At 46.2% G+C, this 13,380-nt stretch carries 14 protein-coding genes; 6 read left to right on the top strand and 8 right to left on the bottom strand.

All coding sequences use genetic code 11. The features are described 5' to 3' along the window. Positions 1-130: 130 nt before the first annotated feature. The 3 genes from ribD to ACIFQM_RS04160 are packed head-to-tail and all read right to left on the bottom strand — an operon-like array spanning position 131 to position 3,126. Positions 131-1,231 (bottom strand): bifunctional diaminohydroxyphosphoribosylaminopyrimidine deaminase/5-amino-6-(5-phosphoribosylamino)uracil reductase RibD, encoded by a 1,101-nt coding sequence (ribD, locus tag ACIFQM_RS04170; protein ID WP_430043884.1) that lies wholly within the window; start codon positions 1,229-1,231, stop codon positions 131-133. Beyond that, positions 1,228-1,992, bottom strand: a complete 765-nt coding sequence (locus ACIFQM_RS04165) for a GTP cyclohydrolase II (RefSeq protein WP_430043882.1) — start codon at positions 1,990-1,992, stop codon at positions 1,228-1,230. Before ACIFQM_RS04165 ends, ribD begins: the two co-directional genes overlap by 4 nt. 30 nt (positions 1,993-2,022) lie before the next feature. Then, positions 2,023-3,126: an FAD-dependent monooxygenase gene (locus ACIFQM_RS04160; RefSeq protein WP_430043880.1), complete on the bottom strand. Its 1,104-nt coding sequence runs from the start codon at positions 3,124-3,126 to the stop codon at positions 2,023-2,025. Positions 3,127-3,386: 260 nt separating this feature from the next. Between ACIFQM_RS04160 and ACIFQM_RS04155 the strand changes: the two genes are divergently transcribed. After that, positions 3,387-3,722: a winged helix-turn-helix transcriptional regulator gene (locus ACIFQM_RS04155; RefSeq protein ID WP_069290443.1), complete on the top strand. Its 336-nt coding sequence runs from the start codon at positions 3,387-3,389 to the stop codon at positions 3,720-3,722. 109 nt (positions 3,723-3,831) lie between these two features. Here ACIFQM_RS04155 and ACIFQM_RS04150 read toward each other — a convergent pair whose 3' ends face one another. Continuing rightward, entirely contained in the window at positions 3,832-4,869 is a 1,038-nt protein-coding gene (locus tag ACIFQM_RS04150) for a DUF1835 domain-containing protein (RefSeq protein WP_430043878.1), read from the bottom strand. Positions 4,870-4,984: 115 nt separating this feature from the next. Between ACIFQM_RS04150 and ACIFQM_RS04145 the strand changes: the two genes are divergently transcribed. Then, the gene (locus ACIFQM_RS04145; RefSeq protein WP_430043876.1) at positions 4,985-5,689 is read left to right on the top strand and encodes a YoaK family protein; all 705 of its coding nucleotides are present in this window, start codon (positions 4,985-4,987) and stop codon (positions 5,687-5,689) included. A 7-nt stretch (positions 5,690-5,696) separates the two neighbouring features. On the opposite strand, the gene ACIFQM_RS04140 is transcribed toward ACIFQM_RS04145, so the two are convergent. Both ACIFQM_RS04140 and ACIFQM_RS04135 read right to left on the bottom strand, forming a co-directional pair. Beyond that, on the bottom strand, positions 5,697-6,872 hold the full coding sequence (locus ACIFQM_RS04140; protein ID WP_430065058.1) for an alanyl-tRNA editing protein: 1,176 nt from the start codon (positions 6,870-6,872) through the stop codon (positions 5,697-5,699). A gap of 22 nt (positions 6,873-6,894) precedes the next feature. Further along, the gene (locus tag ACIFQM_RS04135) at positions 6,895-7,770 is read right to left on the bottom strand and encodes a LysR substrate-binding domain-containing protein (RefSeq protein ID WP_430043872.1); all 876 of its coding nucleotides are present in this window, start codon (positions 7,768-7,770) and stop codon (positions 6,895-6,897) included. Positions 7,771-7,886: 116 nt separating this feature from the next. Here ACIFQM_RS04135 and ACIFQM_RS04130 point away from each other — a divergent pair, with 116 nt between their 5' ends. Next, a complete protein-coding gene (locus ACIFQM_RS04130) occupies positions 7,887-9,047 on the top strand; it encodes a CynX/NimT family MFS transporter (protein ID WP_430043870.1) in 1,161 nt (386 codons plus the stop codon). A gap of 118 nt (positions 9,048-9,165) precedes the next feature. On the opposite strand, the gene ACIFQM_RS04125 is transcribed toward ACIFQM_RS04130, so the two are convergent. Both ACIFQM_RS04125 and ACIFQM_RS04120 read right to left on the bottom strand, forming a co-directional pair. Next, entirely contained in the window at positions 9,166-9,579 is a 414-nt protein-coding gene (locus ACIFQM_RS04125) for a hypothetical protein (RefSeq protein ID WP_430043927.1), read from the bottom strand. After that, positions 9,579-9,866, bottom strand: coding sequence for a hypothetical protein (locus tag ACIFQM_RS04120; protein WP_430043868.1), 288 nt, complete (start codon positions 9,864-9,866; stop codon positions 9,579-9,581). Before ACIFQM_RS04120 ends, ACIFQM_RS04125 begins: the two co-directional genes overlap by 1 nt. A 227-nt stretch (positions 9,867-10,093) precedes the next feature. Between ACIFQM_RS04120 and ACIFQM_RS04115 the strand changes: the two genes are divergently transcribed. From ACIFQM_RS04115 to ACIFQM_RS04105, 3 genes are all read left to right on the top strand, one after another. After that, the gene (locus tag ACIFQM_RS04115) at positions 10,094-10,624 is read left to right on the top strand and encodes a MarR family winged helix-turn-helix transcriptional regulator (protein WP_430043866.1); all 531 of its coding nucleotides are present in this window, start codon (positions 10,094-10,096) and stop codon (positions 10,622-10,624) included. A 133-nt stretch (positions 10,625-10,757) separates the two neighbouring features. Then, positions 10,758-12,077 (top strand): HlyD family secretion protein, encoded by a 1,320-nt coding sequence (locus ACIFQM_RS04110; RefSeq protein ID WP_430043864.1) that lies wholly within the window; start codon positions 10,758-10,760, stop codon positions 12,075-12,077. Then, positions 12,061-13,311 (top strand): ABC transporter permease, encoded by a 1,251-nt coding sequence (locus ACIFQM_RS04105; protein ID WP_430043862.1) that lies wholly within the window; start codon positions 12,061-12,063, stop codon positions 13,309-13,311. Before ACIFQM_RS04110 ends, ACIFQM_RS04105 begins: the two co-directional genes overlap by 17 nt. Positions 13,312-13,380: the final 69 nt, after the last annotated feature.

Genomic DNA, 13,380 nt, shown 5'->3' with positions numbered 1-13,380 from the left:
AGCGTGAGCGTTCGCCTTTGCAGTGGGATTCTTACCTCTACATGTCTTATACAATCCGAAGAATCCCACTGCAACAGCGATCGGAAGATCAACCCCTTCGCGGAGCGCTTTCTCCCGCCCACAACCTCACTCATTTGTCCCGCCCAAAATACCCTTCTATTTTCCAATCCACGCCAACCTGCGTTACGCTCAAATCTTGTAGCTTAACCGCATCGCTCATGGCGGACACGCCTTCTCCCCCGAGAAAGCCCGGTGCTCCGCGCCCTCCAACCAGCTTCGGCGCAATGTACAGCACAAGCTTGTCTGCCAGTCCTTGCTGCACGAACGAAGCGTTCACCTCGGCCCCGCCCTCCACGAACACCGAAGATACCTCATTTGTGCCCAGAATATCCAGCATTTGCGGCAGGTTGACCCGATCACTGTTTTCATCCTGTGTCGAATATACCTTTACACCCAACTGTTCCAGTTGGCTCCGCTTGACTTCATCATAAGCACGGCCTGTAAATATCCAGGTAGGCGCCTCGCCATCTGTAATAACACGTGCATCCAAAGGAATGCGTAGCGTGCTGTCCAGAATAATACGAATCGGATTCCGACCTTCTGGCAGACGAGTGGTTAGCTGCGGATTATCGTGAATGACTGTCTGTACACCGACCAGTATCCCTACATGCTCGTGACGAAGGCGATGCACATCCTCTCGTGCCACCTCGGACGTAATCCATTTGCTTTCCGAGGTTCGAGTGGCCATTTTGCCATCCAGCGTCACCGCTGATTTGATCGTGATAAAAGGACGCTTGCTCACGATATATTGGTTAAACACTTCATTCATGCGGACAGATTCCTGCTCACATACCCCAACGATGACCTCAATGCCCGCATCCTTCAAAATTTGTACCCCTCTGCCCGAAACCAGCGGATTAGGGTCCAGCGCCGCAATAACGACCCGACGAATGCCCGCCTTCACAATCGCTTCCGCGCACGGGCCTGTCCGTCCATGGTGGGAACACGGCTCCAACGTCACATAAATCGTCGCTCCCTGAGCATGTTCACCCGCCATACGCAAAGCATGAATCTCCGCATGTGGCTCGCCGGGCTTCAGATGAGCGCCGATCCCGACGATGCGACCGTTGTTCACAATGACCGAACCGACGAGCGGATTCGGTTCCGTTTGTCCCTTTGCACTTTTAGCATTTTCCAGCGCCAGGCGCATATATTTCTCGTGAGTGGTCATAGTACCTCCCTGAAATCGAAATCCCGCAAATGGCCGGACCGTTCCACCTTCGTATTTAAATACCGTTCATTATATTGCGACACATCGCCCCACAACGGCATACGCCCTGCGACATTCATACCCGATTGCTTCAAGGCTTCCAGCTTTTTAGGGTTATTCGTAATCAAGGTTACCGGTTTTTGTCTCAAGTGACGAAGCACACTAATCGCATCCGCATAATTGCGAGTGTCATCTTCAAAGCCCAATTGGTGGTTGGCTTCGACGGTATCCATACCTTCCTCCTGCAAAATGTAAGCCATTGCTTTGCTAAACAAGCCAATTCCACGGCCCTCATGGTTCGCCAGATAGAACAACGCACCCGTTCCGTGCTCCACAATCATTTTCATGGACTGGTGGAGCTGAAATCCGCAATCACAACGCTTGCTGCCAAAAATATCTCCAGTATGGCAAATACTATGCATACGAACAAGCGCATTCTCCGACTGTTGAAGATCGCCGTACACCAGTACGCTCGATTGCTGCCCCTCTGCCAAATTCAGTGTGGACAAACGCTTCACAATCGTGTCAGCGGTGGCATTCAGCAAGTCCTGACGATCTTCCTCATCCCGTACAGGCAACCAGCAATACCATTGAAAAACAACCGTTTCCCCTTCCATATTGACTGGCAGCTTAATCGGCCCTACCAAAATCGTGGAGGATTGCTCTCCGCGAATCGTTTGAATTTTATCATTAAGTAGCGTAGCTACGTCTTTTTGGTTCATCTCTCTGCACCATCCTTTATAAGCCTACTTCTATATGATTTGATTTTCTGCTTGTAAAAAATGTTCATGAAACGTGGATTCCATCGTCAACTGTCGTTCCTGAAGCTCTGTGACAGCCTGCCGCCGCTCGTCTTCGAACGCCTTTAGGCCCGCTCCAGTATATCCACCCTCCTGACGCAAACGAAGAAGCTCACTCGCCAGTACATCGGCATCCTTCAAGGCTGCGTTCAAGCCAAAGGCTCCGGTAGGTGTCATGGTATGCGCCGCATCTCCAATGAGGACCAGTCCGTTCCGCGACCACGTATCGCTGCGGCTGCTGAAAATATCCAACGGTACGAAGTCCTTCCACGAACGAATCTGATCATGTACGCTATGCTTTAAATCCGGGAAAGTCTCAACTAACAAGTGTATGAACGGTTCGAAAGACTGCTTGAACAAGGTCTGGAAGCTGCCTTCATCTACGTTCCAGCCAATTTGAATATAGCCCTCAGCCTGTGAAAATAAAGACAACTGCCGACCGTTGACCAATGCCAGACGTGTGACAGGCTCCCATCCGGCAGGTGCCATAATTTTGGCCCACAGCAAATCATAGCCGTGTCTGAAATTCGTGACTGGCATCTGCGCCAGCTTGCGCACGGTCGAATAGCGACCATCTGCCCCGACAATAACAGAGCTGCGAATTATAACCTCATCGCTGTTCTTATCGCAAGCGGTCAAGCCCGTGTATCCCTGCTCGCTATCGCCTTCCAGCGCAGTCACTGTCGTGCCCGCCAAATAACGAAAGGACTCGTACGTTGAAGCCTGCTTGAGCAAAGCGTCCAAAAAATAAGGCTGTGGAATATGGACCCCTACATTACCGACCGCTGGCTCAATCGTCTTCACCTGCTGCTGATGCTCCCAATATTCGATTCTCGTCGAAGCGAGGACGTAGTCCTCATGAATTTGTTCGAGCAGCTTATGCTTTTGGATCACTTGCTGACCCTCATCATTTAAAATTTCGCCGCGAAAAGCCTTTCCCACCACGCTCTGCCGCTCAACCAATATCGTCGAAACACCTTGCTCCGCCAGCAAACAGGACAGCAAGGCCCCGGCTGGTCCTCCTCCAACTATGCATACTTCACATTCCAGCTTCATCTGACTTCCTCCTACACCTAAACCATGACCTCAACAATTAGTCCGTACCTGTCAATTAAATTGTACTGTTATAATATCAAATTTTAAGTATTCATATATGAGCATTTTGCATATATATAGTCCGTATCGAATCCAACAAGTTACTTTATGTAACAAAGTATATTTATATCATTCGATTTCGTCAAGTTATAAATTTATGTAAAGTAAATTCATTTACTTTTAACAGTGGATCGTTAATAATAGGAGCATGAGGTGATCACATGAACATTCCGCAAATGTGCCCACGGTTTGAAAAAGCCATGGAGCTACTGAGCAAACGTTGGACGGTATTAATCGTGTTTCAACTAACTAACGGTCCGCAAAGATTTGTCGCTATTGAGAATTCAATCCCCAATTTAAGCGGGAAGGTCCTTTCCGATCGCTTGAAGGAGCTTGAGGAAGAAGGAATCATACAACGTATGGTTTATCCAGAGAAGCCGGTTCGGATCGAATACTCCCTTACGGATAAGGGACGCGATTTAGCGCCATTGTTTGACCATATCGGGACTTGGGCTACCCGCTGGATTGAAGTTCTGCCAGCCATTGAGCAGCAATAACCTGGTTAAACCAGCACGGACACAGACTGCTAACATGCCAAAGAACGCCTTTGCCCAAAGTACAATTCGTACTCATGACGCAAAGCGTTCTATTTTTCATATGACTCGATCAAGCATTCTCAGTTCCTTTTTTTATTGGACCTGGAGATGCTTTCTTTCTAATACTATAACGTCTCATGGCTCCTGGAACCCCTTTGATTTCCAACATTCCATTATAGACCAAGGCTCGGAGTCGATATTCGAAAAATTCATCTCCCATCTGCTGATCCAGGTGTCCCATAGCTTCTCCGATCACTCTTGCTGATTTGATAAAATCAGGTTGTGCTTGCTGCTTGTGCAACTTATCCACCTTACTCAAAATATAGGCATCATAGTGGTTTTCTTCTACATTAACGATGCTTCCATCCTTCCATATACGTAACACCTCGTGCTGCATCGCCAGCTCACACCATTCTTCCGCCATTCGTTCTCTTTCTTCTGGTGTTAAAAAAATACCCTTGTCCTCTCGACTGAGAATGGCTTGTAGTTTGTCGGCAGATATCTCGCCTGATCGTAAGCCTGTAGCATCTGCCGCATTTTTAATCCGAATATCGTTAGACCTATTCCTCAGCAGGTACATGCTCAAACGAAGCCCCACCTGCTCAGGCACATTGTTTCCCGTCCAGATCGTAATGTCCGCCTGTGCTGGAATAGCAGCAAACTGCTCCAGCAACAGAAAATCATCCCTTTCAGCATCCTCTTCATACTCATCATAAATATGATCTCTGAACCATTCCCGCCGTTGCCTGCGCCCCATTTCCTGCTGAAGCTGCCACAATGGGCCGATGGCATAGTTATCCCGAAAAGAAATAACCCGATGTGTATCTTCCCATCCCAGTTGTTTGAGTGCTATTTTCATACTCCCTGCAAAAGAATCGCCAATCACGATATATACCTGCGTGCCACCCTCGTCAGGCTCCCACCATGAGCGTCTGTTTTGAGTCTCAAGCAAGTAGTCATATAACTCTGATACTTGCTTGTACAAATCATCTTTAGAAGCTTCGTTCCGTTTCACAGCTTCTGTCACTTGTATGATGTCTATTAGCCATAATCTTTGTTCGCCCGCAGTCATGCTGCGAATTGCCTCCACAAATCCTTTATTCTCCATGACTTCTTCTCCTTTTACACCTATTTTTCGTGCCGAAGTGTCCAATGGAATTGTCGAATCAGAATAGTCGTGCTATGTTAGAGGAATCGACGTTGTAGCATAGGAGGCTTCTGCCGTGAATATGAAAGGCAAAATCCATTTACATCAAGTAACGTCCGAATCGTTACGACTGGGCGCCTTACTTTCTTTAGTAGGGGGGTTTCTGGACACATACACGTTTGTCGGAAGAGATGGCGTGTTCGCCAATGCACAGACAGGCAATATCGTACTGCTGGCTGTCAAAGCCATTCAGGGAAACTGGGGTCAGGCGTTAGCCCATATCCCGCCCCTGATCGCCTTTTCACTGGGTGTTTTTATAGCTGAGAGGATTAAGAGAAAATCCACCCACCGCCTGACACCGGACTGGGCCCGTGCCATTCTACTGCTGGAAATTTTCGTTTTTTTCATCGTGGGTCTGATTCCCCAGTCGGTTCCCAATACGGTGGTGACGGTGGTCGTCTCATTCGTCGCTTCCGTACAAATGACTTCCTTCCGCAAGCTCATTGATGCGCCGTACACCTCCACCGTCAGCACGGGGAACCTCCGATCTGCGACAGAGGCGATGTATATCGCCATTACGACCAAGGACACGAATGCTGCCATTCGTGCCATGCGTTACGGTGTCATCCTGATCACCTTTCTGGCCGGGGCTTTTCTGGGAGGATTTTTGACGTTGGCTATTGGAGATAAAGCCATCTGGGGCGCTGTGGTTGCACTCATTTTTTCTTTTATTTTATTTACGGAAAAAGAACATAAGTGGAAGCTGCCCCTGAGCCACTAATCCTGCATTAGCCCTGAATAAACTGCCGCTGGGCGGTTTCAAAAAAGTTCAAAAGGTCTTCACGGGACGAGAACGCTGCCTGAGCCGATTGGTTGCTGCCGCCACCCTTTCCCTGAAATGCGCCTAGATGCTCTTTAAAATACGCCCCGCAGGCAACATCCTGTGTGCCGCTATGCGTCAGAATGATTTTGTTTTCTGCTGTTGTGGCTAATATTACAAGTAAATCATGCTCAGATGTCAGCTTGACAGCCATTTGCTGTAATTCCTGAAGGGTTTTTTGTTCAAAAATATGAGCCAAAACGTTCCCCTGAACAGCAGAAAGCAGCTCTGCTGCCTGATACGAAGTATTTTCTTCTTGCAGAATGTCCACTTGCGCCTTGAGCTGCTTGTGCTCCTGATCCCACTTTTCAAAGCGGGTCAAAACCTCCTTGCGCCCGGTATTAAACCTCGCAGATAGCACGTCCAAAATCTGAAGACTTTCGTTAAAATCCTGAAGCGCGCGAACGCCGCATTTAAAATGGATTCTCGCCAGCCCCTTCTGCTTCTCCCATTTCAGACATTTGATCATTCCGATTTCCCCGGTTCGGCCGACATGTGTACCGCCGCAAGCATTGTATTCAATACCTTCAATCTCGACAATGCGGATATCCTCCGTTACTTTAGGCATTTTCACAAGTGGAATATCCTTCAATTGCTCCTTCGTTACAACATAACTTTGGATGCTGCGGTTACTATAGATTTGCCGATTCACTTCCTGCTCAATGGCGGATAACTGCGCAGGTGTCAGCTCGGAACAGTTTACATCAATCGTGGCGTACTCTTGTCCCAGATGAAAGCTTTCCGTCCGCGCTCCCAGCAGCTCCAGACAAATGGCCGACAGCAAATGCTGTCCACTATGCTGCTGCATATGATCAAATCTGCGCTCCCAATCCAACGTACAAGCTACCTTTTCACCCTCCGGCAAACATTCGACCCGATGCCAAATATCGCCCTCCTCCAAAAAAACATCCACCACCGGAACGCCCTGAATCGTTCCCGTATCACATGGCTGACCCCCTCCATGCGGGTAAAAGGCCGTTTCCTCCAGCATAACAACATATCCGCCGTCTCTTTCCATGCTGCGTGTAATATGAGTCTCCCACTCCGTAAGGGTCGGAGAAGAGTAGTATAGTTTTGTCGTCATTCAAGGTTCCTCACTTTGGATTTCAATTTGTAAAAAACGTCTCCATTTTTTGAATAAAGGCTTTTGCGGCTGGCCCTACATATTTATCTACACGATAAAACATTTCCAAATGTCGGGTAGGCGCATGCTTGATCGGAATCGCGCGAATCCCCAGTGATCCGAAGCTTTCAATTAATTGGCTCGGCTGAATCGTAGCTCCTATGCCTTCCTTCACCAGTTGAAACAGAGACGTTGCTGAGCCTGTTTCCATCAAAGGATGGATCAAAATACCTTGATCTTCACACCAACGATCCACCAGGTCACGCCCGACAAATCCTTTGGGATACATCACTAAAGACAGGTTTGCCAAGTCTTCCGGTACAATCATTTCTTGATCTGCTAAATCATGTTCTGTATTTACATACAAGCTGTGCGTTTCCGTATAAAAAGGGATGCGGTGCAAACGATGATCCGAATGAATGCCCAAGCCTACTCCAATATCCACTTTATTATCAAGCACTTCATTGTAAATATCAATCGAGGGAATGACCTGAACCTTCGTATGAGGAAACTCCTTGTGAAAGCTGATCAGTACAGGAGTCAGCCGATAATCCAGGTCAGAGGGCAGAACCGCAACACGCAAATGACCGGTATGGAGATGGGTCAGATCCGATATGGCGTTTTTTGCATTTTCCAATTGCTGAATGACCTGTGAAGCGTAGTGCTCCAAAAGCTCGCCTGCTTCCGTCTTTACGGTTTTCTTGCCGATACGGTCGAACAAAGGGACCCCCACCTCATCCTCTAATACCCGTATTTGCTGGCTCAGCGTGGGTTGCGAAATCCCCAGCTTGTAGGCGGCCTCAGAAAAATGCAGCTCTTTGCACAATCGAAGAAAATATTGCAATTGCCGAATTTCCATGGAATCTCCCTTCGTACCATAGTCTATAACTATTGTTTATATAGAATAAATAGTATTGATCTATTATAGAATGAAATCTACAATGAGTTCAATGTTGAAGAAAAGAGGTGTTTTGTATGCGTTTGGTGTATCTCATCCTGATTATATTTTTTATCTCCATAAATTTAAGACCCTCCATTACTTCCGTCGGGCCTTTATTAGATATCATCCAAGCTCATTTGGGATTAAGCGGGGTGACCGCCAGTTTAATCACGGCGCTGCCTATTTTCTGTATGGGCCTCTTCTCTCTGTCATCGATCTGGCTCCAGCATCGCTTGGGTGTTGAAAGGTCTTTGCTTGTAGCCATGCTGTTGATCCTCATCGCCACGTTCCTGCGCATGTTCGTTCAACATACTTCCTTCCTGCTCGCTACCGCTATATTTTCTGGAATAGGTATCGGAATCGCAGGCCCCTTGGTTGCGGGGTTTATCAAAAAATATTTCCCCGAGAAACCAGGGTTAACCGGGCTTTATTCCGTTTCCATGGTGATTGGAGCAGCCGTTGCATCCAGCTTTTCCGTCCCACTTTTCCAGCAAATGGACTCTTGGCAGCACGCTCTGAGCTTCTGGAGCATTTTAGCGGTTCCCGCCGTGCTACTCCTTCTCCCCCTGCTCCAAAAAAGAGAAGCTCCTGCAAAAAACCTGCGGAGTTCGTCTTTCTCGATCAGGAATAAACGGGTACATTTATTTACTTTATTTTTTGGCTGTATGGCGGGTGTTTTTTACGCTGTGACTGCTTGGTTGGCCCCCATCGTGCAAGCTGCCGGTTTAAATCATGCTCAAGCCGGAATGGTGCTTACCCTATTTACCTTGATTCAAATCCCGGTAAGCTTCTTCATCCCACTTCTTGCTGGTAAATCAGGAAACAGAACAACATGGCTGCTTCTATGTGGTCTATCTGAATGGATCGGCATTGTCTTGTTGATGTTACACTCTTCTCCTTGGGTGGCTGCTATTTTCCTGGGCATTGGCGCTGGTGGACTGTTTCCTTTAGCGCTACTTATTCCAATCGAAGAAGCAGGGCATACAGAGGAAGCCACCTCATGGTCTGCCATGATGCAATTTGGGGGATATTTGATAGGCTCTCTGGGACCTGCCTTGATCGGGCTGAGCCTCGACGTTTTTCAGACGTTTATGCCCACCTTATTCATACTGGCTATGATCATATGTACGATGATGGTGGTAGGCTTAAAAATAGGGAACAAAGCTAAACTCCCGCTTTCCGATAAAATTTTATAAACTCCGTATACTCTCCTTATAAGCTTCACCTTCTCTCATAACTAAAAAAAGGCATCGTTGATCGTAACGATGCCTTCTTTAGTTATAGTAATTTACGTACATATAGAGTTAGTAAAGCCTACTTCACTGCATATTCGGTAGCCGAATATTTAAACAGGATATATCCCAAAAAGGCATATACTGCCACAGGTATCAAACCACTCAGCGAAATGTTGGAGAACGGAAACATCATAATGAACGCTTTTATCCACAAAGCATACGGAAGATATTTCACCTCTTTTGAAGCCAGTGTTACCCATGCACTAAGCAAAAACACATGGTTTGCAATCGAGTAAAGCGGGATCGTGTAAAAGATCATGCTCAGCGCACTGTAGCTGCCGAAAGAAAGCATCCCGAATAAAATTTCATACAGGAACATAACACCCAGCCCACCGAACAGCAATCGCAGCGCAAAAGGCTGTAGCAGTTGATACCATCTAAAGGACTCAAACCATTTACGCAACTCCAGCAAAACGACAGAAAACTGATACATCAAGACTGATCCCCCTTTATCAGCTCTGCAATTTGCTGGAGGTTGGTATTCATTTCGGATTTCAGCTCAAGAATACGCGTGACATTTGCCTCAAACTGCTCTTTGGCTAGCGGCTCTGCTCCCTGAACAGTTGCTTCAAATAAAAGCTTGCCCATGACTTGGTATTGCTGGTCGATCTCATTCTGCTTCCCGTTGTTTTGCATTTTCAAACGGTTGATCTCTACTACTGTCTTTGCCTTGTTCCCGGCCTCAGCTACACCGGTCTTAAATTTGTTGAAAAAACTCACTCTCAATCCTCAATTCATTTTTTTGTCATATAACCTTGATAATTCGACACTCTTCCCCATATTCCTTCATCTACCAAATAATTTTTAGGCATTTGGTAATAGGACTTTTGTCAGGAACACAAAGAATCTCATTAAAATTTAGCTTGTTTATTAAATATTATTGTATTACAATTAGCTCGCTAACAAAATTTAAAATTGTAATAAATTCCAGCAGAAAGGAGAACCTTATGGATTTTGATTTACGGGATTTGCCCACTCGTGAGGCACTTCAAGAATTTTCCAAGCGCATTCCCGAGATTGATATCAAAGCCACAGAAGCCATGCTATTCTTTATGCGCGTATCCTCCAGTACTTTTAAAGTCAGCTTTGAGGGCTTTGAACAATTCGGTATATCTCATGGAAAATTTTCAATATTAATTCTCTTGTACCGAAACATGAACATAGGACTGATGGCTACAGAGCTTGCGGAGAAAGTGGGAATAAGCAAACCTACTGTTACCGGACTCATTGACCGCTTGGAGCGCGATGGTTTTGTCATTAGACAAAGTCACCCTTCTGACCGTCGTATGAGCATCGTTAAACTGACTGATCAAGGGACAGAATTGATGGAGCGGCTGCTGCCTATACATTTTACAAGCACCTCCAAACTGATGAGCCACCTATCCACCGATGAAAAAGAGTTATTGCTGACGTTACTGCAAAAAATAGAACTCGGCATTCCCCAAGCACAAGAAATATATAAAAAAGCGAAACCATAATAACTCTAAAATTTACGTTTTAGTTAGCCGGGTTACTTTTTAATTTTAAAATAAATAATATCTACATACCCTATTATTTATTCTATCACCATGCCTAAGCCAATTGATTAACTTAAAGGAGCGTATTTACTCAATGAATCGCACACAAATCACCAGTCTCATTATTCCCCTAATTTCTATTGCCTGTCTTATTGGCGGAGGTTTTCTCCTTCAAACCAACGGACAAGACCAAGTCAATGCTTCACGATCTGTTAAAGGTACAACCCTGAATTCCGACAGCATTCATGTATCCTTTGAACAAGTAGGCGGAAAAGTCCTCAGCATTCCAGTAAAAGAGGAAACTCCCGTAAAAAAAGGGACTATCCTTATGACGCTGGACTCCAAAGATGTTGATTTGCAAATGGAGCAACTACGAACGCAAATTGCCCAGTTCAATACACAGATCAGCCAACAGCAAAAATCAATTGACTTAGGTTATGCACGAGCTACAACTCAAGAAAAGCAGGCACAGCTCGATATTGCACAATCTCAAGTAACTCAAAGCAAGAGTCAGGCAGCATTGCAGCGGGCAGAAGCCGCTGAGCGTCAAGCCACAGCAGCGGAAAAGCACGTCAATGATGGTGCTCGACATGAGGACATCCAGCAACAGCGAATTGCAGTAGCCTCCGCAACCAAAAGCGTTCAGACGGCCCAAACTAACTTCAATCGTAACAAAGCACTATATGATGCAGGAAGTGTATCCAAAGCTGCATTGGATGATGCCGATTCAACATTGACTTTAGCTAAAAATCAGTTAAGTCAGCAACAAGAGTCTCTGCAAAAGCTGCTCAATGGCGCAACTACAGAAGAACGAATGCAAGCCAAGGAGCAAACGACACAAGCATCTGTTGCTGTAAAACAAGCAGCGGAAGAAATTCGTGGTGCCCAATTGTCCGTCGATCGTTCCAAAACACAACTGGAGACCATTCAGCAAAGTCGTCAACAGCTAGAAGATCAGAAGCTGGCCGTTGATCTTCTCAAGCAACAAAAGGTAACCCAGGAGGTTCAGCTTAAAACGCTATTGCTCAAAAAAGAACGTCTGGTGCTGAAAGCACCGCAAGATGGCAAGATCACTGCTATCAGTACCAAAGTGGGCGAAAACGTGGGACAAGGGTCTCCCGTTATTACTTTAGAAACCAACGAGTTATATTACGATCTCTACGTGAACGAGGAGCAAGTGGGGAAATTTAAAGCCAATAAAGAAGTTAAAACCCACATCTCGGCTCTAAATAAGGATTTGCAAGGTATTGTACGCTATGTTACATCTGCACCACAATTCGCTAATGTAAAAATGTCTCGTGAAAAAGGTGAGGCAGATACCGCTACATTCCAAGTACGTGTATATGTACCAAAAGAGTCTACTTTGCTACCGGGTATGACAGTTGAGGTGAATACTGATGAAATCTCTTCGTGATGAATGGACGCACCTGGTTCATTCCAAGTATCCGATCATAGCTATCATTTTTCCGCTGATTGCAGTGCTGGGATATTCACTTCTACTCCCAAGCAGCCAAATTAACGAAGCTAACGTAGTCGTGGTGGATCAGGATAACACAGCCTATAGCCGTGAGTTCATCCAGAAAATAGATGCCTCCCCTAATATGAATGTGGCTGAGGTTGTTTCATACACTGACAACCCTGAACAATATTTTTATCACGAGAAATTTTTGGCTGTTATTTCTCTGCCGAAGGGGTTAGAGGCCAATCACAATCGCTCCCTTTCCAGTCGTGTGGGGCTGATTCTGGATAATACCAATGCGCAATCTATTACTTTGATTCGCACGGCCATGCAGGAAATTAGCGTATCCGAGAATATGGGACTGTCCGTTCCAGCTATCATGAAAACCGGAATGAACGCGGAACAGGCTCAGGGAGCCCTTAATGGTATTGCTCTGGAGGTCCGTTCTCTCTTTAATCCAACCAATGATTATCAGAATACATCCGTGCTTGCATTTACCTGTATGTTCTCTTTTATGATGCTTAATATTAACAGCTTGCCTCTGATCGCCAGACTAAGGGTTTCCCGAAGACTGACCGCAGAACTTCAAAATCCGTTCAATATTTTGCTGCGTATTCTTCCTTACACGCTGTTTTCGACGGCAGGTTTAATCTTCTCTCTCGGAGTACTTAAAATGTTTGGGGGCAGCCGTTTCGAGGCCAATCCGTTTCTCTTTATCATTCCGGTTGTTCTGTACGTATTCGGTACAGTTTGTCTCAATATTCTGGTAGCGTGGGGAGCCGCACATCCGGGAGTAGCCATCGGCAGAATGGTTATGGTACTCATGCCTGCTTTTGTGCTCTCGGGAGCCGTTCTTTCAAGATCGTTATTTCCGCCTTTAGCGATCCAAATCGGCGATTTCTTTCCATTTGCATGGCTGTACAAATTCGTACGCTCGATGGGACTGCGTGGTGCGCCTTTTCAAGAAATGCTTCCCGAACTTGGATCCATGTTACTATATGTCGGTGTGCTCTCCATGCTGGTCATAGCCAGAGCGCTGTGGGAAAAGCAAAAGCTGGCCAAAAATGCTACAGGCGATGCTCCTGGAATGGGGGCAGCTCATTCCGCTGGTCCAACTAGCACGCCTGGCGGCGGGATCTCTGTTCAAGGAGGAGCTCCAGCGCCTATACACGAGCCAATAAAAGGATAGCTATCCCCAGTTCATACTTAAAATAAAAAGCACCTTTGAAATCACTATAAAAGTGGTTTTTCAGGTGCT

The sequence above is a fragment of the Paenibacillus sp. NRS-1782 genome, assembly GCF_050467685.1.
Taxonomy (GTDB): Bacteria; Bacillota; Bacilli; order Paenibacillales; family Paenibacillaceae; genus Paenibacillus; species Paenibacillus terrae_A.
The sequence above is the reverse complement of the archived record's forward strand: the minus strand, read 5'-3'. Positions and strand labels throughout refer to the sequence as shown.

Excerpts from the sequence above, each read along its gene's own strand:
- ribD (WP_430043884.1), bottom strand. The coding sequence starts at position 1,231 with ATGACCACTCACGAGAAATATATGCGCCTGGCGCTGGAAAATGCTAAA.
- ACIFQM_RS04165 (WP_430043882.1), bottom strand. The coding sequence starts at position 1,992 with ATGAACCAAAAAGACGTAGCTACGCTACTTAATGATAAAATTCAAACG.
- ACIFQM_RS04160 (WP_430043880.1), bottom strand. The coding sequence starts at position 3,126 with ATGAAGCTGGAATGTGAAGTATGCATAGTTGGAGGAGGACCAGCCGGG.
- ACIFQM_RS04155 (WP_069290443.1), top strand. The coding sequence starts at position 3,387 with ATGAACATTCCGCAAATGTGCCCACGGTTTGAAAAAGCCATGGAGCTA.
- ACIFQM_RS04150 (WP_430043878.1), bottom strand. The coding sequence starts at position 4,869 with ATGGAGAATAAAGGATTTGTGGAGGCAATTCGCAGCATGACTGCGGGC.
- ACIFQM_RS04140 (WP_430065058.1), bottom strand. The coding sequence starts at position 6,872 with ATGACGACAAAACTATACTACTCTTCTCCGACCCTTACGGAGTGGGAG.
- ACIFQM_RS04135 (WP_430043872.1), bottom strand. The coding sequence starts at position 7,770 with ATGGAAATTCGGCAATTGCAATATTTTCTTCGATTGTGCAAAGAGCTG.
- ACIFQM_RS04130 (WP_430043870.1), top strand. The coding sequence starts at position 7,887 with ATGCGTTTGGTGTATCTCATCCTGATTATATTTTTTATCTCCATAAAT.
- ACIFQM_RS04125 (WP_430043927.1), bottom strand. The coding sequence starts at position 9,579 with ATGTATCAGTTTTCTGTCGTTTTGCTGGAGTTGCGTAAATGGTTTGAG.
- ACIFQM_RS04115 (WP_430043866.1), top strand. The coding sequence starts at position 10,094 with ATGGATTTTGATTTACGGGATTTGCCCACTCGTGAGGCACTTCAAGAA.
- ACIFQM_RS04110 (WP_430043864.1), top strand. The coding sequence starts at position 10,758 with ATGAATCGCACACAAATCACCAGTCTCATTATTCCCCTAATTTCTATT.
- ACIFQM_RS04105 (WP_430043862.1), top strand. The coding sequence starts at position 12,061 with ATGAAATCTCTTCGTGATGAATGGACGCACCTGGTTCATTCCAAGTAT.